22 protein-coding genes are annotated in these 25,038 nt (G+C 67.9%); 8 read left to right on the top strand and 14 right to left on the bottom strand.

Going from position 1 to position 25,038, the window contains the following annotated elements:
* Positions 1–66: 66 nt before the first annotated feature.
* Positions 67–402, top strand: coding sequence for a helix-turn-helix transcriptional regulator (locus CAL29_RS26910; protein ID WP_094855959.1), 336 nt, complete (start codon positions 67–69; stop codon positions 400–402).
* Entirely contained in the window at positions 399–1,796 is a 1,398-nt protein-coding gene (locus CAL29_RS26905; protein WP_094855958.1) for a type II toxin-antitoxin system HipA family toxin, read from the top strand. The genes CAL29_RS26910 and CAL29_RS26905 overlap by 4 nt, the downstream gene beginning before the upstream one ends.
* 40 nt (positions 1,797–1,836) lie before the next feature.
* On the opposite strand, the gene CAL29_RS26900 is transcribed toward CAL29_RS26905, so the two are convergent.
* Positions 1,837–2,562 (bottom strand): GNAT family N-acetyltransferase, encoded by a 726-nt coding sequence (locus tag CAL29_RS26900; protein ID WP_094855957.1) that lies wholly within the window; start codon positions 2,560–2,562, stop codon positions 1,837–1,839.
* 234 nt (positions 2,563–2,796) lie between these two features.
* Between CAL29_RS26900 and ppc the strand changes: the two genes are divergently transcribed.
* From ppc to CAL29_RS26880, 4 genes are all read left to right on the top strand, one after another.
* Positions 2,797–5,607: a phosphoenolpyruvate carboxylase gene (gene ppc / locus CAL29_RS26895; RefSeq protein ID WP_094855956.1), complete on the top strand. Its 2,811-nt coding sequence runs from the start codon at positions 2,797–2,799 to the stop codon at positions 5,605–5,607.
* Between the two features lie 223 nt (positions 5,608–5,830).
* Positions 5,831–7,309: an aldehyde dehydrogenase gene (locus CAL29_RS26890; RefSeq protein ID WP_306430703.1), complete on the top strand. Its 1,479-nt coding sequence runs from the start codon at positions 5,831–5,833 to the stop codon at positions 7,307–7,309.
* An 85-nt stretch (positions 7,310–7,394) separates the two neighbouring features.
* The gene (locus CAL29_RS26885; RefSeq protein WP_094855954.1) at positions 7,395–8,426 is read left to right on the top strand and encodes a Bug family tripartite tricarboxylate transporter substrate binding protein; all 1,032 of its coding nucleotides are present in this window, start codon (positions 7,395–7,397) and stop codon (positions 8,424–8,426) included.
* Positions 8,427–8,452: 26 nt separating this feature from the next.
* Positions 8,453–9,355 (top strand): NAD(P)-dependent oxidoreductase, encoded by a 903-nt coding sequence (locus CAL29_RS26880; protein ID WP_094855953.1) that lies wholly within the window; start codon positions 8,453–8,455, stop codon positions 9,353–9,355.
* Here CAL29_RS26880 and CAL29_RS26875 read toward each other — a convergent pair.
* The 11 genes from CAL29_RS26875 to CAL29_RS26825 form a co-directional block, all read right to left on the bottom strand.
* A complete protein-coding gene (locus tag CAL29_RS26875) occupies positions 9,327–10,259 on the bottom strand; it encodes a LysR family transcriptional regulator (protein WP_094855952.1) in 933 nt (310 codons plus the stop codon). The genes CAL29_RS26880 and CAL29_RS26875 overlap by 29 nt on opposite strands.
* Before the next feature lie 195 nt (positions 10,260–10,454).
* Complete coding sequence (locus CAL29_RS26870; RefSeq protein ID WP_094855951.1) at positions 10,455–11,861, bottom strand: MmgE/PrpD family protein; 1,407 nt, start codon at positions 11,859–11,861, stop codon at positions 10,455–10,457.
* An 80-nt stretch (positions 11,862–11,941) separates the two neighbouring features.
* Positions 11,942–12,697 (bottom strand): N-acyl homoserine lactonase family protein, encoded by a 756-nt coding sequence (locus tag CAL29_RS26865; protein ID WP_094856939.1) that lies wholly within the window; start codon positions 12,695–12,697, stop codon positions 11,942–11,944.
* A 62-nt stretch (positions 12,698–12,759) separates the two neighbouring features.
* On the bottom strand, positions 12,760–13,473 hold the full coding sequence (locus CAL29_RS26860) for an ABC transporter ATP-binding protein (RefSeq protein WP_094855950.1): 714 nt from the start codon (positions 13,471–13,473) through the stop codon (positions 12,760–12,762).
* The gene (locus tag CAL29_RS26855) at positions 13,460–14,239 is read right to left on the bottom strand and encodes an ABC transporter ATP-binding protein (protein WP_094855949.1); all 780 of its coding nucleotides are present in this window, start codon (positions 14,237–14,239) and stop codon (positions 13,460–13,462) included. Before CAL29_RS26855 ends, CAL29_RS26860 begins: the two co-directional genes overlap by 14 nt.
* Positions 14,236–15,231 (bottom strand): branched-chain amino acid ABC transporter permease, encoded by a 996-nt coding sequence (locus CAL29_RS26850; RefSeq protein ID WP_094855948.1) that lies wholly within the window; start codon positions 15,229–15,231, stop codon positions 14,236–14,238. The genes CAL29_RS26855 and CAL29_RS26850 overlap by 4 nt, the downstream gene beginning before the upstream one ends.
* A gap of 1 nt (position 15,232) precedes the next feature.
* Positions 15,233–16,102: a branched-chain amino acid ABC transporter permease gene (locus tag CAL29_RS26845; RefSeq protein WP_094855947.1), complete on the bottom strand. Its 870-nt coding sequence runs from the start codon at positions 16,100–16,102 to the stop codon at positions 15,233–15,235.
* Between the two features lie 5 nt (positions 16,103–16,107).
* Positions 16,108–17,280 carry an ABC transporter substrate-binding protein gene (locus CAL29_RS26840; protein WP_179284201.1) on the bottom strand — a complete coding sequence of 391 codons (1,173 nt, stop codon included), beginning with the start codon at positions 17,278–17,280 and terminating at the stop codon, positions 16,108–16,110.
* 77 nt (positions 17,281–17,357) lie between these two features.
* Complete coding sequence (locus CAL29_RS26835; RefSeq protein WP_094855946.1) at positions 17,358–17,681, bottom strand: DUF4387 domain-containing protein; 324 nt, start codon at positions 17,679–17,681, stop codon at positions 17,358–17,360.
* Between the two features lie 8 nt (positions 17,682–17,689).
* Positions 17,690–19,054, bottom strand: coding sequence for a DUF1446 domain-containing protein (locus tag CAL29_RS26830; protein WP_256977763.1), 1,365 nt, complete (start codon positions 19,052–19,054; stop codon positions 17,690–17,692).
* A 9-nt stretch (positions 19,055–19,063) separates the two neighbouring features.
* Positions 19,064–20,386 (bottom strand): LLM class flavin-dependent oxidoreductase, encoded by a 1,323-nt coding sequence (locus CAL29_RS26825; RefSeq protein WP_256977880.1) that lies wholly within the window; start codon positions 20,384–20,386, stop codon positions 19,064–19,066.
* Positions 20,387–20,531: 145 nt separating this feature from the next.
* On the opposite strand from CAL29_RS26825, the gene CAL29_RS26820 reads away from it, so the two are divergent.
* Entirely contained in the window at positions 20,532–21,467 is a 936-nt protein-coding gene (locus tag CAL29_RS26820) for a LysR family transcriptional regulator (RefSeq protein ID WP_094855944.1), read from the top strand.
* Between the two features lie 125 nt (positions 21,468–21,592).
* The gene (locus CAL29_RS26815) at positions 21,593–22,711 is read left to right on the top strand and encodes a flavin reductase (protein WP_256977762.1); all 1,119 of its coding nucleotides are present in this window, start codon (positions 21,593–21,595) and stop codon (positions 22,709–22,711) included.
* A gap of 38 nt (positions 22,712–22,749) precedes the next feature.
* On the opposite strand, the gene CAL29_RS26810 is transcribed toward CAL29_RS26815, so the two are convergent.
* Positions 22,750–23,751: a Bug family tripartite tricarboxylate transporter substrate binding protein gene (locus CAL29_RS26810; protein WP_094855943.1), complete on the bottom strand. Its 1,002-nt coding sequence runs from the start codon at positions 23,749–23,751 to the stop codon at positions 22,750–22,752.
* Between the two features lie 113 nt (positions 23,752–23,864).
* Positions 23,865–25,037: an acyl-CoA dehydrogenase family protein gene (locus CAL29_RS26805; RefSeq protein ID WP_094855942.1), complete on the bottom strand. Its 1,173-nt coding sequence runs from the start codon at positions 25,035–25,037 to the stop codon at positions 23,865–23,867.
* Position 25,038: the final 1 nt, after the last annotated feature.

The raw sequence follows: 25,038 nt of genomic DNA, 5'->3' as shown, positions 1-25,038 counted from the left end.
ACGGAATTAAAGTAGTCTATATCGAAGCATGTATAAGAGCAGGAACATGGGTTAAAGTAGCATTACTTGAAAAAATACTACTTCAATGCCATGAAAACGCATGCTGAAATCGCGGAGGCGCTCAGGGAGGCGATAAAACAGCGCGGCCTTACCCAGGCGCAGCTCAGGAAAGAGGCCGGACTCTCCCAGCGCACGCTGACCAAGGTGTTGAGCGGCAAGGAAGATTTCAAGCTGAGCACGCTGTTCGCGCTGGCGGACCGGTTGGGGCTGACGCTGTTGCTGGCGCCCCGGCAGGTGGCGCCGGCCGTGGCCGCCGGCCCCGTGACCGAACCGGCGGTCCAGTCGCGCGTCTCCCGCGCCTTGCAGCGGGTGGACGCGCGCAAGCAGGGGGCGAATACGTGAACATCAAGGCCCTGGGCATTTCGATAGGCCGGCAGCGTATCGGCGTGCTCTTCCAGTACCGCGAGCCTGGCCGGGACGACGCGCAGGTCATTACCCGCTTCGTGGCCGACGACGCCTTCGTCCGGCTGCCCGATCCGCCCGTCGTCTCGCTGGCCTACCTGTCGGAAAATCGCGCGCAGCAGGCGGCCTTCTGGCGCGACATCACGGCCACGCCGTTCAACGGCCGCTACTCGAACCGGAACGGCTGGCTGCTGCCGGCCTTCTTCCAGAATCTCCTGCCCGAGGGCGTCTTCCGCGATCACGTCGCCGCGTTGCGCCACTGCGCGCCGACCGACAACTTCGAAATGCTGGCGGCCTGCGGCGAGGACTTGCCGGGCAACGTGCATGCCTTCCCCGTCGCCCTGTCCCATGACGAGATTGCCCGCTACATCACCCAGGACCAGGACGCGCTGGAGATGTCGGTCATGGAAGCGCCGATGGAGGACGGCGTTTCGCTGTCCGGCGTGCAGCCCAAGGTGGCGGTGATCAAGGAGGGCGAGCGCTACGTGGGCCGCACCAGGGATGCGGATACCCACATCATCGCCAAGCTGCCGGTGGTGGGACAGCCCATGATGCCGGAGCTGGAGCACCTGTCGCTGCAACTGGCCGCCGCCGCCGGGGTGAGCGTCTGCGAGACCTACCTGGAGCCCCTGGAAAAACTGGCGGTCCAGCATGGCTACGACCTGGGCGACGCCGACGGCAAGACCCATTTCCTGGCGGTCGTGCGCTACGACCGCATTCCCGGCGGCGGCCGGATCCACTGCGAGGACTTCGCGCAGATACTGGGCCAGATGCCGGAGGACAAATACGGCGGCGGCCAGCCCGGGAGCGGTCCCTTGACCTACCTGGATATCGCGGCGGTGTTGTTCGCCTTCGACTCGCTGGGCGAGGCGGCCGTGCACGAATTGCTGCGCCGCCTCGTCGTCAACGAGATGCTGGGCAATCCGGACATGCATCTGAAAAACGTCGGCTTGCGCTACCCGGACGGCCGCACGCCGGAGTTTCCCCCGGCCTACGACATGGTTGCCTATGCCGCGTTCAACCGCAACGTCGGCCATGGATTGATGATCGTACCGCCGGACCTCCTGCCCGGCCGCCATGCCGCGCCGGACGCGCCGAAGGCGAAGCAGCAACTCTCTCCCGTACTCGTGCGCGCCTTCTGCGGCGCCCTGGGCATTCCGGAGAAACCCGCGGCCAAGGCCATCGCGGATAGCGTGCGCAAGGCTTGCCTGAGCTGGCCCGCCATGATCGCCGCCGCGGGGATCACCTGCCAGCAGAAGAAGAAACTGCTGGCTCACTTCGAGGCGCATCCCATGGTGGCGTCGCTTGCCAGGCGCGGCAAGCTCAAGGCCTGATCGCTTCCACCCGATCGCCCCCTCCCGATCGCCTGCCCCCTCAGCGTTTCCTGCCCAGCGCCTCCCGTATCGCCGACAAGGACTGCTTCTGCTGGCCCCGCGCGTCATGGTTCTCGGGCGCCAGCCACGTTTCGAAGGCCTGCTTCAACAGCGGCCATTCCGCGTCGATGATGGAATACCAGGCGGTGTCGCGCGAGCGCCCCTTGTAGACGACGAGCTGGCGGAAGACGCCCTCGAAGGTGAAGCCCAGGCGGTCGGCCGCGAGGCGCGACGGCGCGTTGAGGCTGTCGCACTTCCATTCGTAGCGGCGATAGCCGAGCTGGTCGAAGACATAGGCCATCAACAGGTATTGCGCTTCGGTCGAGATGGGCGTGCGCTTGAGCAGCGGCGAGAACGTGACGTGGCCGACTTCGATGACGCCCGCGGCCGGCGTGATCCGCATCAGCGACAGGGTGCCGACCGCCTTGCCGGTGCGCAGGTCGATGACCGCGTAGTGGCGCGGGTCGCTGCTCCGCGCGGCGTTCTCGGCGTAGCGGGTGAATTCCTCCAGGGTGGCGGGCCGCTCCACCGACAGGTAGGTCCAGTCCCGGCCATCGGGGGCGGCCTGGTACGCAGCATGGAGATCGGCGGCGTGCCGTTCCGCATCCAGCGGCTCCAGTTTGCAATGGCTGCCTTGCAGCGTGACGCCGGCGGGTTCGGGGCGCGGCGACCAGTCGGGCAGGGCGGCGCCTATGGGCTGGCCGTATTCGTTCTTGCGAGGTGCCATGGTTGTACCTTGAGGGCGGAAAAAGGGGAGGATGGGTGTAGCGATTCTAGGGCTTTTGTGGTCCAGGCAATGGACCACTAATGGAAAGTTTCGGGAGACCGGAATTTGCCCATCCCGGCGTCGCGGGCCACCGGGAAAAAAAATCGCAAGCCCCGTATAGTGTGCTCTCCGCATTCTTGTACCTCCGGCCCGCGTCCAGGCGATTCCGGAGGCTTTCCCCTGGATTCGATAACCATGAAAAATCCGCAGGTCGAGAGCGACAAAGAAAAACCCTTGCTGGAGGATATCCGCCTGCTGGGCCAGATATTGGGCGAGGTGATACGCGAGCAGGAAGGCGAGGAGGCCTATGCCCTGATCGAGCACATCCGCCAGTTGGCCGTGGCCGACCGGCGCGGGCAGGCCGACGGCGAAGGCGCCGCGGGCCAGTTGGAAAACCTGCTGCACGGATTGTCGGGCGACCAGGCCGTGACGGTGGTGCGGGCGTTCACCTACTTCAGCCACCTGGCCAACCTGGCCGAGGACCGGCATTTCCTGCGCCGCCGCGAGGCGCACGAGCGGCGCGGCGAACAATCGCGCGGCAGCGTCGCCGGCGCGCTGGATCGCCTGGCGGCCGCGGGCGTCGGCCGGGAGGACATCGTCGCCACGCTGGACCGGGCCTATATTTCGCCGGTATTGACGGCGCATCCCACCGAGGTCCAGCGCAAGAGCATCCTGGACGCGGAAAAGGCCATCGCCGGCCTGTTGGGACGGCGCGAGCAATTGCGCCAGGCGCAGGCCCGCGACGAGGCCGACGTGCGCCTGCCCGGCTACCGGCGCGAGACCGAGGCCGCCATCCGCGCGCGCGTCACCCAGTTGTGGCAGACGCGCATGATCCGCAATGCCCGGTTGACGGTGCAGGACGAGATCGACAACGCATTGAGCTATTACGAGTCGACCTTCCTGTCCGAGGTGCCGGCCTTGTACGAAGGGCTGGAGGAGCGCCTGGAGGTGCCGCGCCTGCCGGTCTTCTTCAGGATGGGCCAATGGATAGGGGGCGACCGCGACGGCAATCCCAACGTGTCCGCCGCGTCGCTGCGCTATGCCTTGCAGCGCCAGTCGCGCGTCGCCTTGCGGCATTACCTGGCCGAGGTGCACGCGCTGGGCGCGGAGCTTTCGCTGTCGGAACGGCGCGTGGCCGTCAGCGATGCCTTGCGCGAGCTGGCGCTGTCCTCGGGCGACGACAGCGAGCGGCGCGCCGACGAACCCTACCGGCGCGCGCTGACCGTGATCTATGCGCGGCTGGCGGGACGCTTGCGCGCCTTGTCGGCCAACGAGAACATCCATCCGCATGAAAGCGTGGCGTGTCCTCCCTACGCGACGGTGGACGAGTTCCTGGCCGACCTGCGCGTGGTCGAGGCTTCGCTCAAGGAGAACCACGGCGCCGCGTTGGCGGCGGGACGCCTGCGCGGCCTGATACGCAAGGCCGAAGTGTTCGGCTTCCACCTGGCCACGCTGGACATGCGGCAGAGTTCCGACCAGCACGAGGCCGTGATCGCGGAGCTGCTGCGCGCGGCAGGATTGGCCGAACGCTACGAAAGCCTGGACGAGGCGGCGCGCCGCGACCTGCTGCTGCGCACCTTGGCCGATCCGCGTCCCCTGACCATTCCCGGCCATGCCTACGGCGAGCGCACGCGCGGCGAACTGGACATCTACACGGCGGCGCGCGAGGTCGTCGATGCCCATGGCGCGAACGCGCTGCGCCACTACATCATCAGCCATACCGAGGACGTGAGCGACCTGCTGGAAGTGCTGGTGCTGCTGAAGGAGGCGCGCATCCTCACGGGCGAATGGCCCGGGCAGGCGCGCACGCCGGTCATCGTGGTGCCGCTGTTCGAAACCATCGGCGACCTGCGGCGCGCGCCGGACATCATGCGCGAGTACTACGCGCTGCCCGGCATCGCCGCCATGGTGTTGCGCTCGGGCGCCGAGCAGGACGTGATGCTGGGCTATTCCGACAGCAACAAGGACGGCGGCATCCTCACCAGCCATTGGGAGCTGTACGTGGCGGAAGTGGCGCTGGCGCGCCTGTTCGCCGAGCTGTCGGCGCAATACGGCGCGCCGCTGCGCCTGCGCATGTTCCATGGCCGCGGCGGCGCGGTGGGACGCGGCGGCGGCCCCAGCTACGAGGCCATCCTGGCGCAGCCGCCCGGCACCGTGAACGCGCAGATCCGCCTGACCGAGCAGGGCGAGGTGATCGCCTCCAAGTACGCCAACCCGGAAATCGCGCGGCGCAACCTGGAGACGCTGGTCGCGGCGACCCTGGAGGCGACGCTGTTGCCGGACGCGCATCCCGCGCGCGCCGAATACCTGGCGGCGGCCCAGGCCTTGTCCGACGCCGGCATGGCCGCGTATCGCGACGTGGTCTACGGCATCGACAACTTCGCGTCGTACTTCTACGACGCGACGCCGGTGCGCGAGATCGCCGAACTCAATATCGGCTCGCGGCCGGCCGCCCGCAAGCCCGGCCGCAGGCTGGAGGATCTGCGCGCCATTCCCTGGGGCTTCGGCTGGGGCCAGAGCCGCCTGACCCTGCCCGGATGGTTCGGCCTGGGCAGCGCGGTGGACCGCTACGTGGCGGATCATCCCGACGGCGCGGAAGCGGCGTGGCGGCTCTTGCGCGAAATGCACCAGGAGTGGCCGTTCTTCCGCACGCTGGTGGCCAATATCGACATGGTGCTGGCCAAGAGCGACATGGACCTGGCCCGCAAGTACGGCACGCTGGTGGAGGACCGGGCGCTGGCCGCCAAGGTCTTCGATGCGATCTCGGCCGAATGGCATCGCACCGTGGCGGCGCTGGCCGGCATCACGGGCAGCGAGGACCGGCTCGCCGGCAACCCGGGGCTGGCGCGCTCGATGCGGCACCGCTTCCCGTACATCGATCCGCTGCATCACATACAGGTGGAACTGCTGCGGCGCTGGCGGGCGGGCGAGACGGACGAGCGCATCCAGACCGCCATCCACATCAGCATCAACGGCATCGCCGCGGCTTTGCGCAACAGCGGTTGACGGCACGGCGCGGCCCGGCGCGACGCGCGGTTCGCGCCGCGCGGCGCCGTCGCCACCGGCGCCGCTTCTTTCGCCGTTTCCCTATAACTGAACGTGCGAAACGGTATTAGACGCTCCTGATCTCCACTCCTACACTGCCTTTGCCGCATCGAGACGGCACAGGCGGAGTGGGAGGGTCATGGTTCCGCATGACCGGCAACCCCGGGGCCAGCAGGAGACGAGCGTGATACAGAAGTATTCCCTATACATCGACGGCGAGCGCGTGCCCGGCACGGGCGGCCGCATGCTGCAAAGCACCAACCCTTATACCGGCGCGGTGTGGGCGGAGGTCCCGGACGCGAGCGCGCAGGACGTGGCCGCCGCGGTCGCCGCCGCCAACCGCGCGTTCGAGCGCGAGTGGCGCCATACGCCCGGCATCAAGCGCGCCGCCTTGATGCTGAAGCTGGCGGGCCTGATCGAAAAAGACGCCGATCGCATGTCGCGCATCGAGAGCACCGACAACGGCAAGATCGTGCGCGAGACCCGGCCGCAGATGCTATGGGTGGGACGGCAACTGCGCTATTTCGCCGGCTATGCGGACAAGCTGTTCGGCCAGCAGGTTCCCGTGGACCAGCCCGACGTGCTGGATTACCTGACGCTGGAACCCTATGGCGTCGCGGCCCTGATCACCGCCTGGAATTCGCCGCTGGCGCTGCTGGCCAACAAGCTGGCGCCCGCGCTGGCGGCGGGCAATTGCGTGGTGGTCAAGCCTTCCGAACATGCGTCGGCGTCGACGCTGGAGTTCGCCGCGCTGGTGGAGGAAGCCGGCTTCCCGGCGGGCGTGTTCAACGTCGTCACCGGCGGCGCCGAGACGGGACGCGCGCTGGTGGAGGATCCCGGCGTGGCGCTGGTCAGCTTCACCGGCAGCCCGGGCGTCGGCCGCGAGATCGCGGCCATGGCCGGGCGCCGCCTGGTGCCGGTCAAGCTGGAGCTGGGCGGCAAGTCGCCCAATATCATCTTCGACGACGCGGACCTGGACCGCGCGGTCGTCGGCGCGCTGGCGGGCATCTTCGGCGCGACCGGCCAGACCTGCGTCGCCGGTTCGCGCCTGCTGGTCCAGCGCAAGGTCCTGGACGAAGTGGCGAACCGGCTGGCCGAACGCGCGCAACGCATCCGCATGGGCGACCCGCTCGATCCCGCGACGGAGATGGGCACGGTCGCCAACGAGCCGCAGTTCAGCCGCATCCTGGCGGCGATAGACAGCGCCAAGGCGGCCGGCGCGCGCCTGGTCACGGGAGGCGGCCGCGCGCGAGGCGAGGGACTGGGCGAGGGCTACTTCATCGAGCCGACCATTTTCTCCGACGTGGACAACGCCAGCCATCTGGCCCAGGAGGAGATCTTCGGCCCGGTGCTGGCCATCATTCCCTTCGACACCGAAGAGGAAGCGATACGGCTGGCCAACGACAGCCGCTACGGCCTGGCGGCCGGCTTGTGGACGCGCGATCTGTCGCGGGCCATGCGCGTGTCGCGCGCCTTGCAGGCGGGGTCGGTCTGGGTCAATACCTATCGGGCGCTGGCGGCCGGCGCGCCGTTCGGCGGCTTCAAGGAATCCGGCATCGGCCGCGAACGCGGCGAAGCGGGCCTGCGCGAATACCTGACGACACGCAACGTGATGATCGATTACTCCACCGAGGTCAGGGATCCGTTCGCGATCCGCACCTGAACGCCGGCCGAGGCCTGGACCTCGTCCTTGGCCGTGGGGCCAACCGGCATGGCCGCGAGGCCAGCCAGAATAAAAGGAGACAAACATGGGAAACGAGCCCCTGAAGGCGATTTCCCCGGGCCGGCGCGCGTGGATGCGGCGCGGCCTGGCGCTGGGCGGCGCCGCGGTGCTGGGCACGAACGTGGCCGCGCGGGCCGTGGCGGCCACAACCGCCGAGGCCTGGCCCACCGGACCGATACGCCTGGTGGTGCCCTTTCCGCCGGGCGGTTCGGTCGATACCGTGGCGCGCACCCTGGGCCCGCAATTGCAGGCGCAACTGGGGCAGCCCGTGGTGATCGAGAACCGGCCCGGCGCGAGCAGCGTGATGGGCGCCCAGCACGTCAAGCAGTCCAAGCCGGACGGCTACACCATTCTTCTGAATGCCTCGCTGCAGGTGGCCAACCCGGTGCTGCTGGCGACCGCGACCTACGATCCGCTCAAGGACTTCGTCTCGATCACCGAGATCGGCGCGCAGCCGCAACTGGTGGTGGTGCGGGCCGACGGGCCCTACAAGACCATGGCCGACCTGGTGGATGACGCTCGCAAGCATCCCCGCCACGTGACGTGGGCCATCGCCGCCTTCGGCGCGGCCGGGCACCTGGCCTGCGCCCTGGTCAACGTGCAGGCGAAGGTCGACATGCCCATCATCCCTTACAAGGGCGGCGGTCCCGCCTTGATGGACGTGATGGGCGGACACGTCTCGGCCCAGATCGAGCCCATGGCCTCGGCCTATCCGCACGTGCAGGCCGGCAAGCTGCGCGCGCTGGCGGTGACCAGCGCGCAGCGGCTGGCGTCGCTGCCGGACGTCCCCACCGTCGCCGAAAGCGGTTTTCCGGGTTTCGACATGCCGAGCTGGTACGGCCTGTGGGCGCCGGCGGGCACGCCGCGCGCCATCGTCGACAAGCTGTACGCGGAAACCGCCGAGGCGCTGAAGGCGCCGCCGGTGGCCGAAAGGCTGGCCGCGATTTCCTTCATCCCCATGGGAACGTCGCCGGAGACCTTCGCCAGATATTCGGCGAGCGAACTGGAGAAATACCGCGACCTGATCCAGAAGGCGCATATCAAGGCCGACGCCTGACACGGCGCCGGCATGGAGCAGACAACATGAGCAAATACAAGACTCTCGGATTCATCGGCCTCGGCGTCATGGGCGAACCCATGTGCAACAACCTGGTGCGCAAGTCGGGCCTGCCGGTGCATATCTTCGATATGAATGCCGATGCGGTGGCGCGCGTCGCGGCCAACGGCGGCAAGGCGGAAGACTCCGTGGCCGCCGTCGCCGCCAAGGCCGACGCCGTGTTTCTTTCGCTGCCGTCGATCGACCAGGTCGAGCCGGTGGCGCGGGCCCTGGCCGGCGGCGCGCGCAAGCCGGCCATGATCGTCGACATGAGCACCAGCGACGTGGCGCGCAGCCGCGCGCTGACCGCCGAATTGAAGGCGCAGGGCGTGGACTTTGTCGACGCGCCGGTGGCGCGCACGGCCGAGGCGGCGCAGAAGGGCACGCTGCTGATCAGCGTCGGCGGCAGCGACGCCGCGTATGAAGAACTCAAGCCACTGCTGTCCTGCATGGGATCGGACGTCCTGCACTGCGGCGATACCGGATGCGGCCAGATCGTCAAGATCCTGAACAACATGATGGTCTTCATGACGGTGAACGCGCTGTCGGAAGTGCTGACGATAGGCCGTCGCGCGGGCATGGACGGCGAGCGCCTGTTCGAGCTGCTGTCGGGCGGGTCGGCGGACAGCTTCGCGCTGCGCAATCACGGCATGAAGTCCCTGGTCAAGGACAACTTCCCGGAGAAGGTCTTCCCCATGGTCTATGCCATCAAGGACGCCGGCCTGGCGCTGTCGCTGGCGCGGGCCGGATCCTTCCAGCCGAAGATCGCCGGCTACACCTATGACCTGATGTGCCAGGCGCGCGATGCCGGCATCGTCAACCAATACCATCCGGCGATCGTGCAACTGGTGGATGGGCGCATTACGCCGAAGCAGGATGTGAAGCCATAGCTTCGCTGGGCGGTTGGGCCTCGGGCGCCAGCCGCGGCAGCACTTCGCGGGCGATCTTGAGCGTGAGGCCGGATGCGTGCTTTTCGCTCCAGATCGCTTCCATGCGCACCTGTCCGGCCGTCGGCGGCAGGTCGCGGAACAGTACGCCGGGGTAGGCGCTGGAGGCATAGGAGCGCGGCACCAGGGCGACGCCGAAACCCAGCCGCACCATCTGGAAGATCGTCAGCGGGCTGCGCGCGGCGTGCTTGAACGAGGGGCTGAAACCGGCCTCGTAGCAGCTCGCGACGATGGCGTCGAAGACCGTCGGCCCGGACTCGCGCGACAGCGCGATCATGGGCTCGTCGGCCAGGTCGGCGAGCGTGAAGTCCGCCTTGGCGGCCAGGGGGTGGCCTTGCGGCAGCACGGCCATGTAATGCTCCCGATAGATGGGCATGCGCATCAGCTTGCTGCGATCGGGGCGGATGTGCACCAGCCCCATGTCCAGTTGTCCATGGCTGACCGCCGCGATCTGGTCCTGGGACTGCATGTCGCTGACCGAGATTTCCACGCCCGGATAGGATTCCCGCACCATGGCGACGAAGGTGGGAAGGACGTGGAACAGGGCCGAGGTGGCGACGCCCAGTCTCAGCACGCCGGCGTCGCTCTGCGCGGCGCGCACCGTGGCGCTGACCGCGGTTTTCATCTGGCCCAGCAGCAGCCGGCTCTCGCGCAGGAAGACCGCGCCCGCGTCGGTCAGCCTGACTTCCCGGCGCGTGCGATGGAACAACTGCACGCCTATGTCGTCCTCCAGCAGCTTGATGTGCTGCGACAGGGGCGGCTGGGACATGTGCAGGCGCTCGGCCGCGCGGCTGAAACTCAGTTCTTCCGCAACCATGACGAAGTAGCGGAGTTGTCTCATATCCATGGGGGCGGGTCTCCCAAAGGGGACGGGCCGCCCGGACGCGGCATGCGCCGGCGTCCGGAGGCCGGGTTGCGGGCCAGGTTGTGGGCGTGCACCGCAGAATAGCCGGTTCACGGATACCGTAGCGCCTCCCGGACGCGGCGTGGCCCCCCGATGGGGCCAACCCGATGCGATGGGGCCAACCCCGCGCCGGCGATCCTACGCGGCCAGCGCCCGCGCCAGGGCGCGCACCGGCGTATCGAATTCCGCCGCCAGCAGGGTGTCGAGCACGGCCTGCGCGCGGGGCGGGGGCAGCACCAGGCCGGCATTGGCGCGGAATTTGCCCGCGATGTCGGCCAGGCTCAGGGCGCGGGCGCCGCTGCCCAGGTTCATGGGGATGTGTTGATGGAGCGTGTCGCCCTGGTCCAGTTCCACCGTCACGGCGCCCGAGAAGTATTTCGGGAACTCGGTGTCTTCCTGCCTGATGCACTCCACCTTGGACGCCAGCCGCAGGATCGCCGGATCCGCCAGGCTGGCGTCGTCGAGTTCGGACAAGGCGAATCGCCCGCGCAGCAGGCAGGCCGCCACCACGAACTGGGCGCTGAACTTGGCCTCGTAGTCGGAGCGCGGCACGCGCTTGGCGGCGGCGGGCTCCGCCACGATGGGCAGCGTGGCCTCGGGAAGTTCGCAGACGATGCGGCGCACCCGGGCGAGGTCGCCGATCCGCGCATGCAGTTGCACGCCCGCCTCGGCGCAGCCATGAATGAAGTGGCAGACGGGGTAGGGCTTGATCGAGGTGTCGAGCAGCGTCCACTCGCGGCCCAGGCCGCGGATCACCGATTCGGTGTCGACCTGGCCGGCGCGTTCCTGCATATGCGTGTCGAAGAAACCGAACCTGCCTTCATAGGGGCGGTCGGGACCGTGGAAACCCGCCTGCGCCATCTGCGCGGCGGTGATGCCGGCCAGCGCGCCCCAGCCCGGATGCATGCGCTTGGTCCAGGCGCCGTTCTCCAGGAAGACCTGCACGCCGGAGGCGGTGCTGGCGGCGATGCCCTGCGCGGCCACGATCCGGGGCACGTCCAGGCCCAGCAGCTTGGCGGCGACCAGCGCCGCGCTGAAGTGCGACACCAGCCCCGTCGCATGGAAGCCCGCATGGTGGAAGCCGCCCTTGACCGCGCGGCCCAGGCGTATGCAGGTTTCCATGCCGGCGGCGTAGGCGGCCAGCAGCTCGCCCCAGGTGGCGTCGGCGGCTTCCGCCATGGCCAGGGCCGCGGGCAGGCAGGCGACGGTCGGATGGACGATGCTGCCCGGATGCGTGTCGTCGAAGTCCAGGCCATGGATCAGGTAGCCGTTGGACAACGCGGCATCGCGCGGCTGGAGGCGTTCGGCGCCGCCGATGACGGTCGCCGCGCCGGGCGCGCCGGCGGCGCGGAAGCCGGCCAGCCCGGGCGCCGCGAAAGGAAAGTGGCGCGAAGCGTAGGCCAGGCCGATGGCGTCGACGATGTGGTGCAGGGATTTGGTCCGCACCTCTGGCGGGAGGTCGGCCGGGCGCAGCCCGTGGGCGAAGCGCGCCAGGCCGAGGGCCAGGTTTTCGGAGGGCGGGGGAAGCTGGGAAGCACTGTGCATGGCGGTCTCGGAGGCGAAGCGAAGAACGATGAGCGTATCGGGTCGTTATGGAACGGATCGTTAGGAACGTTATGGAAGGATCATGCCGCCGTGGGCGCCTGGTGCAGGCAGGCGATCGCCGCCTCGGTTCCCGGCACGCGCGGATAGCGTTCCAGCACCAGCGGGTCGTGTCCCGGTACGAAATGATCGGCGCTGTCGGCCAGTTTCAGCAATCGGGCATGACCCGCGAGCATGGCGGCCACGTCGACCACCACGGGGAAGGGCAGGCGCCGCGTCAGGTTGGCGTAGTAGTGGGCGGCGTCGGACGCCAGGATGACCCAGCCGCGCTCGGTGTGCACGCGCACCGCCTGCAGGCCGCGCGTATGGCCGCCGATGAGCAGCAGCTCGATGCCCGGCGCCAGGGTGTCGTCGCCCTCGTGGAAGACGACGCGGTCGTCGTAGACGCTGCGCACGAAATCGCAGACGTCGTCGACGGCGAAGGCGCGCCGCAGGACCGGTTCGCACATGCAGCGGCCCGTGGCGAAGGCGGCCTCGGCATCCTGCAGGTGGAAGGTGGCGTTGGGCAGCTTGTCGAGATTGCCGGCGTGGTCCCAGTGCAGATGGGTCAGCACGACCGTGCGGATCCGGGCGGGATCGATATCCAGTTGACGCAGGGCCTCGATGGGGCAGCATTCGAGCGGGCGGCCGCGCGCCTTGGAGCCGCGTTCGCCGAAGCCCGTATCGACCAGGACCACCTGGTCGCCGTGGCGGATCACCCAGACGAAGAAGTCCATGTTGACGACGCCGTCGTGCTCGTCGCCGCCGAGGATGAAGTTCTCGGGGCCGCGGCGCTGCATGGTGGCGTAGCGCAGGGCGTAGACCTCATGGCAAGGTAGATCGGAAGTGGAGGATTTCAAGATCAGGCTCCCAGGTAGGACTTGCGCACGAAATCGTCGGCGAGCAGTTGCGCGCCGGTGCCGGTTTGCATGATGGCGCCTTGTTCGAGCACGTAGGCCCGGTGCGACAGGCGCAAGGCCAGGCGGGCGTTCTGTTCGACCAGGATGATGGACAGGCCGGTGTCGCGGTTGAGGGCCTGGATGGCGTCGGCGATTTCGGCGATCACCTTGGGCGCGAGGCCCAGCGACGGCTCGTCCAGCATTAGCAGCCGCGGTTGTGCCATCAGGGCGCGGCCGATGGCGACCATCTGCTGTTCGCCGCCGGACAGCGAGCCGGCCAGTTGGCCGCGCCGTTCGGCGACGCGCGGGAACAGCGCGTAGATATGCTCCATCGTGCGCCGGCGCGCGCTGGCGCAGCGCACCGCGTGCGCGCCGACTTGCAGGTTCTCCAGCACGGTCATGCGCGGGAACAGCCGCCGTCCCTCGGGCGAAAGGGCGATTCCGCGCTGGACGCGCGCCGCAGCCGGCAGGTGGGCGATCGGTTCGCCCTGCCAGGCGAGCGTGCCGTCCGCCGGCAGCTTCAGGCCCATCAAGGCCTTGAGCGTGGACGACTTGCCGGCGCCGTTGGAGCCGACCAGCGCCACGATCTCGCCCTGGTCGACGTCGAAGGAAATGCCGTGGACGGCCTCCAGCGGGCCATAGCGCACCGCGAGCCCGCGGGCTTCAAGCATGGGCATAGTCGGGAGCTCCCAGGTAGGCTTCGATCACGGCCGGATTGGCTCGGATGTTGGCGGGCGTGTCGTCGGCGATCTTGCGCCCCTGCACCAGGACCACGATGCGCTGGCAGAGATCCATGACCAGCGCCATATGGTGTTCGACCAGCAGGATGGACAATTGCCGCTCGCGTTGCAGTTGCTTGAGCAGGCGGCCGAATTCGGCGCATTCCTCGCCGTTCAGGCCGGCGGCCGGTTCGTCCATGAGCAGGAGGTCCGGGCGGGTGGCGATGCCGACGGCCACGCCCAGTTTTTTCTGGTGACCGTAGGACAGCCCGCCGGCCATCGCGTGGCGATAGGGGCCGAGGCCGGTCAGCTCCAGCACTTCCTCGACCTCGCGCGCCATCGCCGCCAGCGCCTGGCGGCGCGCGCCGGTGGGCAGGATCTGCGTCCAGATCGAACCGGGCAGGGTGGACAGCGCGCCGCGATGGATGTTCTCGGCGACCGTGGCGCCGGGGTAGACGGCGGTGGACTGGAAGGTCCTGGCCAGCCCGTGGCGCACCACGCGGCTGGGCGCCAGGCCGGTGATGTCGCGGCCGTGCAGGCGGACCTGTCCGGCGCTGGGCCGCAGCGTGCCGCTGATCAGGTTGAAGGCGGTGCTCTTGCCGGCGCCGTTCGGGCCGATCAGGCCCACCACTTCGTCGCGGCCGACGTCGAAGCTCAGGCCCGACACCGCCTTCAGGCCGCCGAAGCTGCGGCTCAGTTCGCGTACTTCCAGCATCGCGCTCATCGTTGCGCCCTCCCGTCGCCGCGCGGCCGGAACAGGCTGGCCAGGCCCTGCGGCAGGAACCGCAGCATCAGGATCAGCGCCGCGCCGTAGAAGATATTCTGGGTTTCGACGGCGCCGCGGAACAGTTCGGGCAGCGGCGTCATGACCAGGGCGCCGATCAGCGGGCCGTACAGATAACGGCGGCCGCCCACGACCATCATGATGATGAGGGCCAGCGACAGGTGCATGCCGAAGGACTCCGGCGACACGTAGCGCAGGTAATGCGCGGTCAGCGCGCCGCCCAGTCCCGCCAGCGCGCTGCCCAGCGTGAAGGCGTAGCGCTGCGTGCCGCGCACGCTGATGCCGGTGGCTTCGGCCAGTTGCGCGTTTTCCCCCACCGCATCGATGGCATGGCCCGCCGGCGAGCGGTACAGCGTGTGCAGCAGCCAGAGGACGCCCGCCGCGCATGCCAGGGTGAGCAGGTAGAAGGTGGCCTTGTTGTCCAGCACGTGGCCCAGCAGCGCCGCGGGCGGCACGCCGGTGATGCCGTTGGCGCCGCCGGTGACGCTGTCGCCTTCGAGCAGCACCAGGCGCACGAACTCGCCGAAGGCGAAGGTCAGCAGCACGAAGTAGACGCCGGTCAGCCGCAGCATGACGGTGCCCAGCAGGTAGGCGAACAGGCCCGCCGCCAGCATGGCCGCGGCGGCGCCCAGCAGGAAGGGCTGGCCCAGGCCCATGACGACCAGCACCGAGACATAGGCGCCGATGCCGGCGAACGCGCCGTGGCAGAGGGATACCTGGCCGGCCCGCGCAAGCAGGGACAGTCCGCTGACCAGCACGACGTTGATGCAGATCTGGATGGCGAGGTGCAGGGTGAAGTCCTTGCCCAGGGCCAGCGGGAAAATCGCCAGCGCCAGCAGCGCCAGGCGCCCCGGCAGGGCCCACGGGTTGCGCCGCGCCGCGGGCGGCGCGTGGGGAACGGCGGTGGATAGCAGTATTTTTCCGTCTTGCATGTCAGGCCTCCGAACGGCCGAACAGTCCGGTCGGACGGACGATGAGCATGGCCATGACGAGTACGAAGATCAGGATTTCGGCGATGCTGTTGCTCATGAACGTGCTGGTCACGCTTTCCGCCAGGCCCAGCAGCAGGCTGGCCAGCGCGGCGCCGGGGATGCTGCCCAGCCCGCCGAGGATGACCACCACGAAGGCCTTGAGCAGGGGCGTGGCGCCGATGAAGGGAGAGACCGAGAACAGCGGCGCCATCAAGGCCCCGGCGACCGCCGCCAGGCCGACGCCGATGCCGAAGCCCAGCGGATACATGACGCGCGTGCGTATCCCCTGCGCGGCCGCGATCTCCGTATCCTGCACCACCGCGCGCAAGGCGCGGCCGTAGCGGGTATGGCCCAGGAAAAGATAGAGGACCAGCAGCACCGCCAGGGAAAAGCCGACCACATACAGCCTGGACATCGGCAGCGTCACGCCGCCCAGCGTGATGACGCCGTCGGCCACCGCCGGCATGAACTGCGAGTCCGGGCCATAGAGCATCAGGGCGCCGGCCTGCAGGATCATCGCCAGCCCGATGGTGGCGATCATGCCGTTGAGCTCGTCGTGGCGGAAGGGCTTGAGCACCACTTCCTCCACCACCCAGCCGACCGCGACGGCGAAGACGAAAGCCAGCGCCACCGCCGCGATGAAGGGCAGGTCGTATTGCGAGACCAGGATGTAGGCGGCGAACGCGCCCAGCATGTAGAACTCGCCATGGGCGAAGTTGACGATGCGCATCACGCCGAAGACGAGGGTGAAACCCACCGCCATCAGCAGGTAGAGCAGGCCGATGATCAGGCCGTTGACGAGCGCCTGCGCGAGTAGAGTGGACGTGGTCATGGCGCTCACTTCACATCGACGCACTGCTCGACGTTGCAGCGGGCGCGGACGACCTCGGCGCCGTCCTTGACCTCGGAAATGAAGAAGGGCGACTCGATCTGGTGGGCGATGCCGTACCTGGCCTTGCCGCCCCAGTTCAGCGTGCCCTGGATGCCGGGGTAGTCCTTGATCGCCTCCAGCGCGTGGCGCACCTTCTCCGAGTCGGTGACGGTGCCGGCGTCCTGCATGGCCTTGAACAGCATGTGCGTGCCGTCGTAGAAGGCCGGGCTGAAGCCGTTCATCTTCTTGTTGTATTTCTTCTGGTAGCGCTGGGCGTACTCGGCGACCGCCTCGTTGTTCGGATCGGTCAGCGAGCTCACCATCATTCCCTCGGTCGCCGCCTTGCCCGCGACCGCGACGATTTCCGGCGTGGCCGGCCCGCCGTTGCGCACGATGGGACCCTTGAATCCCAGCTCACGCGCCTGCTTGACGATCATGCCGGCGGTGGCGGGCGAGTTGCCGTCCAGCTCGATGGCGTCGATGCCGGCGGCCATCATGCGGGTCAGCAGCGGGACCATGTCGACCCGCTGGCGCTCGAAGAATTCCTTGGAGGACATCGACGATCCGGCCTTGGCGTAGGCCTGCTCCAGGTCGCGCGCGATCTGCTGGCCCGATTCGTCGTTGGGGAAGAGCGCGCCGACCTTCTTCAGCTTGAAGTGCTTCACCAGCCAGACGATGGAGGGATAGGAGGTTTCCTCGGTTGTCAGGTTGGGACGGAAGGAATAGGGCTTGTCCGGGCTGAGGGCCTTGGCGGTGAAGCCCAGCGTCATGATGATGACCTTGGCGGGCTCCGTGACGGGCTGCACGGCAAGCGCCGGCGCCGACCCCATGGGGCCGATGATGTACTTGACGCCGTCGTCGGACAACAGGCGGTTGGTGGCGGTGACGGCGTCGCTGGACTGGTATTTGTCGTCATAGGGAACGAGCTGGACCTTGTAGCGCTTGCCCGCCACCTCCAGGCCGCCCTTGGCGTTGACGTCGTCGGCGGCCAGTTCCGCGCCGTACAGCAGCGCCTGACCCCAGGCCGCGCCGGCGCCGGACAGCGTGACGACCGCGCCGATTTTCAGGGTTTCCTCGGCATGCGCGGGCATGGCCAGCAGCAGGGCGGCGGGGATCAATGCCGTGCGGATCGCTTTCATGGTTGTCTCCTTGGTTTTATTTGTCTGATCTGGTTCGGTACGCCGGGTTTGGAGCGGCGCCGCCGGCGGGCGCCGGGCTATGCCGCGATGTCCAGCGGGATTTCGATGTCGAGCAGGGGCGCGTGCTGCTGCGCGCCGTAGACGTCGGTGTCGCCGACGGCGCCGGAGGGAATCCGGCGCGGCAGCGTCGCCTTCCAGGCCAGCGCCGGCGCGTATTCGGTGAACAGGATGTCGGTTTCCGCCACGCCGTACAGCCGGGCGATCAGCGCGGCGTTGATCACGCCGGTCTCGCGCACCTGTTCGAACAGGGCCGGCTTGTCGAACATGATGTCCAGGGTGATGTGGAAAGGCCCGGCATTCTTGCTTTTGCACGCCTTGGCGATGTGCTTGAGCTTGACCATGGTGGCTCCTAGACGTCCTCGTAGCGGATGGGGAACATGCGCAGCGGATCGTCGATTTCGATGACGTGCTGCAGCATGAATTCGTAGATGGCCCCGCGTTCGATGTCCGACGGGGAAAAGGGGAAGGCCATATTCCCTTCGCGGCACATGCGGCCCGGGAAGTCGGAATGCAGCAGCGTCACGCGCGCCAGCGAGAGGGCGGCGTTGGCGATGTCCTGCGTGCGCGCGACGACTTCGGCGATGAGGGAGACCTCCGTCGGCGCGTCGTCCGGATGCGGCTCCCAGGCGCCCATGACGCCGTCGCGGCCGTACAGGCGCAGCACCAGTTGGTAGTCGTCCGGCGCGATGCCCAGGGCCTTGACCTTGGTCGCGGTCGATTCGCGGACGAAGTCCATGAAGCTGTCCAGTTGGCCGATCAGTCCGGGATCGCGCGTGGCGGCGATGGCGATGGCGCTGTAGCCGGCCTGGCGCGCGCCTTCGAGCTTGATGGTGTAGGGGCGCTCGGTCCAGCGCATGCCGGTGATGCGCACGCGGCGGTCGGTGAGCGCCTCTATGCGGCAATCGCTGGAATCGACCACGCCGCCGGGCTCGTAGCGGATGACGGGACTGGCGTTCTCGTGCAGGGCCTGCACCGCCACCGACAAGGGGGTGCAGCGCAATTCGGGGTTGAGCGGCTCGGTTTCGACGTAGTCCTCGCCCACGGTCACCATCAGGCAATCGTGCTTCTTGGGGATGGCCGCGTTGCAGGCGCATTCCAGGATCTTGCCGGCATACCAGGCGGGCGCCGGCGGAAGGCCGTGGTGCAGGGCCAGGGCGGCCCAGGGCGCCGGGTCGGTGCCGCGCCCGCCGAGGATCACCTGGGCGCCCGCGCGCAAGGCCGCCAGGTAGGGCTCGGGCCCCATCATGCCGACGACGCGCACGGCGTTGTCGAGGTCGGCGGCGCGCAGTTCGGGAGCATTGCCCAAGGGCTTGATGCGCCCGGCCTCCAACTGCTCCAGCAGGAAGCCTTTCTCCTGTTCGGCCTCGATCAGGGCCAATTTGAAGTGCAGGCCATGCTCGGCCGCGATTTCGCGGACGATGTCGGCGCAGGCGGCCAGGTGCGGCGTGCCGCCCGCGCCCCCGCAGGTGCCCACCATCATCGGAATGCCGTTGGCGATGGCGCCGCGCAGCAACAGGCCCAGGTCGCGCTTCATGGCCAGGCGCGAGTTCAGCGTCTTGCCCGAGCCGAGATAGTGCGGGCCGGGGTCGCTGCTGCCGCCGTCCACGCCTATCATGTCCGGCTTCAGGGCCAGCGCGGCTTGCAGGGAGGCTTCGGGAAACCCGTAGCCGAGGATGCCGCTGGCCGACATCATGCGCACGCTCTTGCGGGTCATGATTGCTCCTCAGGCGCGGCCGCGCCAGTCGCCGGCGCGCGGCTTCGGCACGCCCAGGTTGCCGCGCAGGGTGGTGTCGCCGTATTCCTTGCGGAACAGGCCGCGTTTTTGCAATTCCGGCACGACCAGGCGCACGATGTCTTCATAGGTGCCGGGCACCGAGGTGCCGGACAGGACGAAGCCGTCGCAGGACGTCTTGAACCATTCTTCCATCTGGTCGGCGACCTGCTTGCCGGTGCCGCAGAAGACCGGACCGTCGTTCAGCGTGCCGCGGCCCGAGGCTTCGACGAAGTCCTTGACCGAGGGATTGCGCTTGCCGCTGACCTGCACGACCTTGTCGCGCAGGCTCTGCCACGAGACGGCGGCCAGCTCCTCGTCGGTGAAAGGCTGCTCGTAGGGACGGCCGGAGAAATCGATGTTCAGCGTCTCGCCTATCATGGTCAGGCCGTCGATGGGACGCGACAGGCTGGCCACCAGGTCGCGCTGCTCGCGGGCCAGGCTTTCGGTCTCGGCGACGATGATCTTCACCTCGGCGGCTATCCTGGTGCCGTCCGGATCGCGGCCCGCGTTGGCGACGCCGTCCTTCAACGCCTGGTATTGCTTCACGCCGCTGGCCAGCGTGGGATATTTCGCGAACACCACCTCGGCCCAGCGCGCGGCGAAGGCCAGGCCGCGGCCGCTCTGTCCGGCCTGCAGGATGACGGGATGCCCCTGCTGCGAACGCGGCACGGTCAGCGGTCCGCGCGATTTGAAAAAACGGCCCTGGTGATCCAGGCGGGTCACCATGTCGGGATCGGCGAAATAGCCGCTCTCCTTGTCGGCGACGATGGCGCCTTCCTTCCACGTGTCCCAATGGCCCATCACCACTTCCATGAACTCGTCGGCGCGGTCGTAGCGCAGGTCGTGTTCCAGGTGCTCCGAGTGGCCGAAGTTGGCGGCTTCCGAGTCGTTCATCGAGGTCACGACGTTCCACGCCACGCGCCCCTTGGTCATCAGGTCCAGGCTGGCGAACAGGCGCGCGACGTGGAAGGGTTCGTAGTACGTGGTGGAGTAGGTGGCGCCCAGGCCCAGGCGCGACGTCGCCATGGCCATGGCCATCAGCACCGACGTGGGTTCCAGCTTGACGGCGCGCACGCCGTGCTTGACCGTGTCGCGATGGCTGGCGCCGTAGATGTCGGGCATCGCCAGGCGGTCGTCGAAGAAAGCCATGTCGAACTTGCCCTCTTCCAGCGTGCGGGCCACGCGCTGGTAGTATTCCGGCGACAGATAGTCGGTCATGCTTGACGGATGTCGCCAGGAGCCCACATAGTTCGTGCAGTTCTGGGCTTGCATGAATGCAACCAGGGTCATTTGTCGTTGCGGCTTGGTCATGTCGTTGCTCGTTATGAGTGCGGGTGGATGTCCGAAAACTGATAGGCAGTATTGGGTCGCACCGGGTCGAACACAATTTCCGCGCTGTGATACATTCATAACGAACATGAATAAATCTTCGGACCCGCCATCGCTGACGCGCCTGGAGCTCGCCGAACTGGAGACGTTCCTCTGGGTGGTGAGGGAAGGGAGTTTCAGCGTCGCGGCGCGCAAGCTGCACCTGTCGCAGCCGGCCGTGACCAACCGGGTCAAGCGTCTGGAAGACAAACTCCACGTCAAGCTGCTGGTGCGCACCACGCGCCGCGTCGAAACCACGCCGGACGGCGAACGCCTGCGCGACGCGGCCGAGCGCGCGGTGGCCGGGCTGCGTGATGCGCTGCGTCATTTCCAGGCGGCGTCGGACACCGAGCGCAACACGGTGACGGTGGCGGTGACGCCGATGCTGTCCGCGATGGTGATGCCGTCGTTGATCCACGCCTATACCGAGCGCTATCCCGACGTGCGCATCGTGTTGCACGACCTGCCCTATGAGCAGGTCATACGCGAGGTCGCCGAAGGACGGGCGGATCTGGCGGTGGCGGCGCTGGACGGCACGCCGCGCGGCCTGCGCTTCCAGACGCTGGCGGAGGAACCCATGCTGCTGGTGGTGCCCGCGCGCCACGCCCTGGCCGGGCAGGATGCCGTGACCATGGACATGATCCTGCCCTATCCGCTGATGATGCTGGATCGCTACAAGTCCTTGTTCAAGCGCCTCAAGGACGAATACGCGGCGCGCGGCGCGCCCTTCCATCCCGCCACCATCGCCACGCTGCCGACGCTGCTGGGCATGATAGACGCGGGCAACGGCATCACGCTGCTGCCGCGCAGCATGGCGCAGAACAATGGCCGGCGTTCGCGCGCGACGTTGACGATCTCCGACCTGGACGCCTCGCGCCGCTACGGCAGCCTGGTCGCGAGCAAGGCCGAGCTCAGCGCCGCGGCGGCGAATTTCCAGGGATACCTGCGCAAGAACTTCAGGACCACGCTGGAAGGCATCGTCTGAGCCAGGACGCGGCGCTTATTCCCGTTCGCTATAGGTGCATTCATTTCCGCAAATTGTCCCGCGGCCCGCGCGGCTCCTAGACTGTGCGCAGTCTGATCCGTGTCGGATCATCGAGGAGAGAGGCCATGCAGGTCCTGGACAATAAACCGCAGCCGTCAGCGCTGGAGCGCGTCATGGACGCATTCGATCATCGGGAATTCCGGCGCACGCTGGGTGCGTTCACCACGGGAGTCACGGTGGTGACGACCGTCGATGCCGCCGGCAAGCCCTATGGCGTGACGGCCAACTCGTTCAGTTCGGTGTCGCTCGACCCGCCGCTGATCCTGTGGAGCCAGGCGCTGACGTCGAGCAGCTATCCCGCCTTCCGCGACTGCGAGCGCTTCGTGGTCAATATCCTGGGCGATCACCAGGTGCACGTGTCGAACCAGTTCGCCAAGTCGGGCGACGACAAGTTCCAGGGCATCGCCGTGCGGACGGGGCTGGGCGGCGTGCCGGTGATCGACGACAGCGCCGCGCACCTGGAATGCCGCAAGGTGGCGGCCTATCCGGGGGGCGACCATGTGGTCTACATCGGCCAGGTCGAACGCATACACCGCAGCGCGCATCGTCCGCTCGCCTTCGGCGAAGGCCGCTACATGGTCACGTTCGCGCACGACCTGGGCGAGGCGCGCGCGACGCCGGGCAACGCCGGCATGGCGGCGCTGGAAGCGGTGCGCATGGCCGGCGCCGCCTTGGCCGAGACCTGCGAGCGCATCGGGCAGCGCACGCTGGGACTGGCGGTGTGGGGCAACCAGGGCGCGACCATCGTGCGCTGGGAACCGTCGCTCCAGCCGGTCAGCCCCTATTTGCAGACGGGCGTCGTGGTGAGCCTGACGCAGTCCGCCACCGGGCTGGCGTTCGCCGCCTTCATGCGTCCCGACGTGGTCGAGGACGCCGTGCGGCATGAACTGCGGCTGCGCGAAGCGGAGGGGCACCCCGACGAAGGGCAGTTCGCGCTGCGCCTGGCCGAGGCGCGCGAGCATGGCATGGCCAGGGCCGTGGGTTGCGCGCCGTCGCCGCGCCACAAGGTGAGGGTCAACGCCTTCAGCGTGCCGGTGTTCGACGCGCAGGGAGAGATGGTCCTCGCCCTGTCGACGACCTGCGAGGCCGAGCGGCTGGCGCCGGACTGGGACGGCGAGGTCCCGCGTATCCTGCGCGCGACGGCGCAGCGGCTGTCGGCGCGGCTGGGCCATCGCGGGCAATAAACGCGCGGGGGAGCGCGTTCAATCGCGTTCAATCGCGATCAGTCGATCTTCGCGCCGGAGAACCTGACGACTTCGCCCCATTTGGCGATGTCGTCATCGATCGCCTTGACGAACTGCGCCTGCGTCCCGCCCAGGGGCACGAAGCCCAGCGTCGTCAGCCTGTCGCGGAACGCGGGCGTCTTGAGCGCGGCGTTCATGGCCGCGTTGACCTTGTCGATCACGGCGGGGGGCGTGCCCTTGGGCGCCAGCAGGCCGAACCACGTGTCGGACAGCAGGGTGGGATAGCCCGCTTCGGCGGTGGTCGGTACGTCGGGCAGCATGTCGGAACGCTTCGGCGCCATCACGGCCAGGGCCTTGAGCTTGCCGTCCTTGACCAGCGGGGCGGCGGCGGTGACGCCGGGAAAGGCCAGTTGCAGGCGATCGCCGATGAGGTCGCTGAAGACCGCACCCGGCGAGTTATAGGGCACGTGCAGCATGGAGACGCCGGCCGTTTTCTTGTACAGCTCGCCGGAGAGGTGGTATGAACTGCCGCTGCCCGTGGAGCCGAAGTTCAGCTTGTCCGGATTCGCCTTGGCATAGGCCGTCAGGTCCTTGAGCGAGTCGATCTTCAAGGACGGCCGCACCACGATGATGTTGGGCACCGAGGCGATCTGCACGATGGGCGCGAGGTCCTTTTGCGGATCGTAGGGCTTGTTGTGATACAGCGTGTTCGCGGGCACCAGCGTGCCGGTCCAACTGAACAGCAGGGTATAGCCGTCGGGCGCGGCGCGCACCACCGACGCCGAACCGACGTTGCCGTTGGCGCCGGGACGGTTTTCGACGATGACGGATTGATGCAGGCTGTCGCCCAACTGCTCCGCCACCATGCGCGCCAGCGGATCGGAACTGCCGCCCGGCGCGGCGGGCAGGATCAGGCGTATGGGCTTGGACGGCCAGTTCTCGGCATGGGCGGCCGTCGCGGCCAGGCTGGCGCCGGCGAGCAGGCAAGCCAGCAGGTGGCGCAGCGGGCTGCGCGTCGAGGTGGAAAAGCGGGGGAACATGGTTGTCTCCGGTGTGTTTTTCTGTGAAGTTCTTCAGTGATGTTCTTCAACGAAGTTCTTCCTTCTACCTTCGGGTACTCTCCACGGCCGCACGGCGGCGCATGTTCAATAGTTCAATACGACTTCGGCATGCCCAGGACGCGCTCCGCGATATGGCTGAGGATGAGCTCCTGGCTGACGGGCGCGATGCGGGGAATCATGATTTCGCGCAGATACCGCTCGACGTGGAATTCCTTGGCGTAGCCCATGCCGCCGTGCGTGAGGATGGCGCGTTCGCAGGCGCGAAAGCCCGCTTCCGCCGCGAAGTACTTCGCCGCGTTGGCCTGCGCGCCGCATTCGCGGCCGTTGTCGTAGAGCCAGGCGGCCTGCTGCATGAGCAACTGGGCGGCCTCCAGTTCCACCCAGTTCTTCGCCAGCGGGTGCTGGATGCCCTGGTTCTGCCCGATCGGCCGGCCGAAGACCGTGCGTTCGCGCGCATAGCCGGCCGCCTTGTCCAGCGCGGCGCGTCCCACGCCGATGGCTTCCGCGGCCAGCAGCACGCGCTCTGGGTTCATGCCGTGCAGGATGTACTTGAAACCCTTGCCTTCCTCGCCGATGCGGTCCTCGATGGGGATTTCCAGGCCGTCGATGAAAAGTTCGTTGGAGTCGACACACTTGCGCCCCATCTTCTCGATCAGCTTGACGTCGACGCGGCTGCGGTCGAGGTCGGTATAGAACAGCGTCAGCCCTTGCGAGTGCTGGCCCGGCCCCAGCTCCTCCAGGGGCGTGGTGCGCGCCAGCAGCAGGATCTTGTCGGCCACCTGGGCGGTGGAGATCCAGACCTTCTGGCCATGGACGACGTATTTGTCGCCTTGCCGCACGGCGCGCGTCTTGAGCTGCGTGGTGTTCAGGCCGGCATTGGGTTCGGTGACGCCGAAGCAGGTCTTCACCTTGCCCTGCGCGATGGGCGGCAGCATGCGCTGCTTCTGTTCCTCGGTGCCGAAGACGGCCACCGGAAGCAGGCCGAAGATATTGATGTGGATGGACGAGCAGCCGCTCAGGCAGGCGCCCGATTCGGCCACGGCCTGCATGACGATGGCTGCTTCCTGCACGCCGAGGCCGGCGCCGCCATAGGCCTCCGGGATGGCGGTTCCCAGCCAGCCGGCTTCGCCCATGGCGCGGTAGAAGTCTTCCGGGAAGACGCCGTCGGCGTCGCGTTCCAGCCAGTAGCTCTCGGGGAAGCGCGTGCACAGATCGTCGACGGCCTGGCGGATGGAAAGGTGTTCGTCGCTGGGTTCGAAGTTCATG

It is taken from the genome of Bordetella genomosp. 10, assembly GCF_002261225.1.
GTDB lineage: Bacteria > Pseudomonadota > Gammaproteobacteria > Burkholderiales > Burkholderiaceae_B > Bordetella_C.
This window is presented reverse-complemented; position numbering and strand designations above follow the sequence as displayed.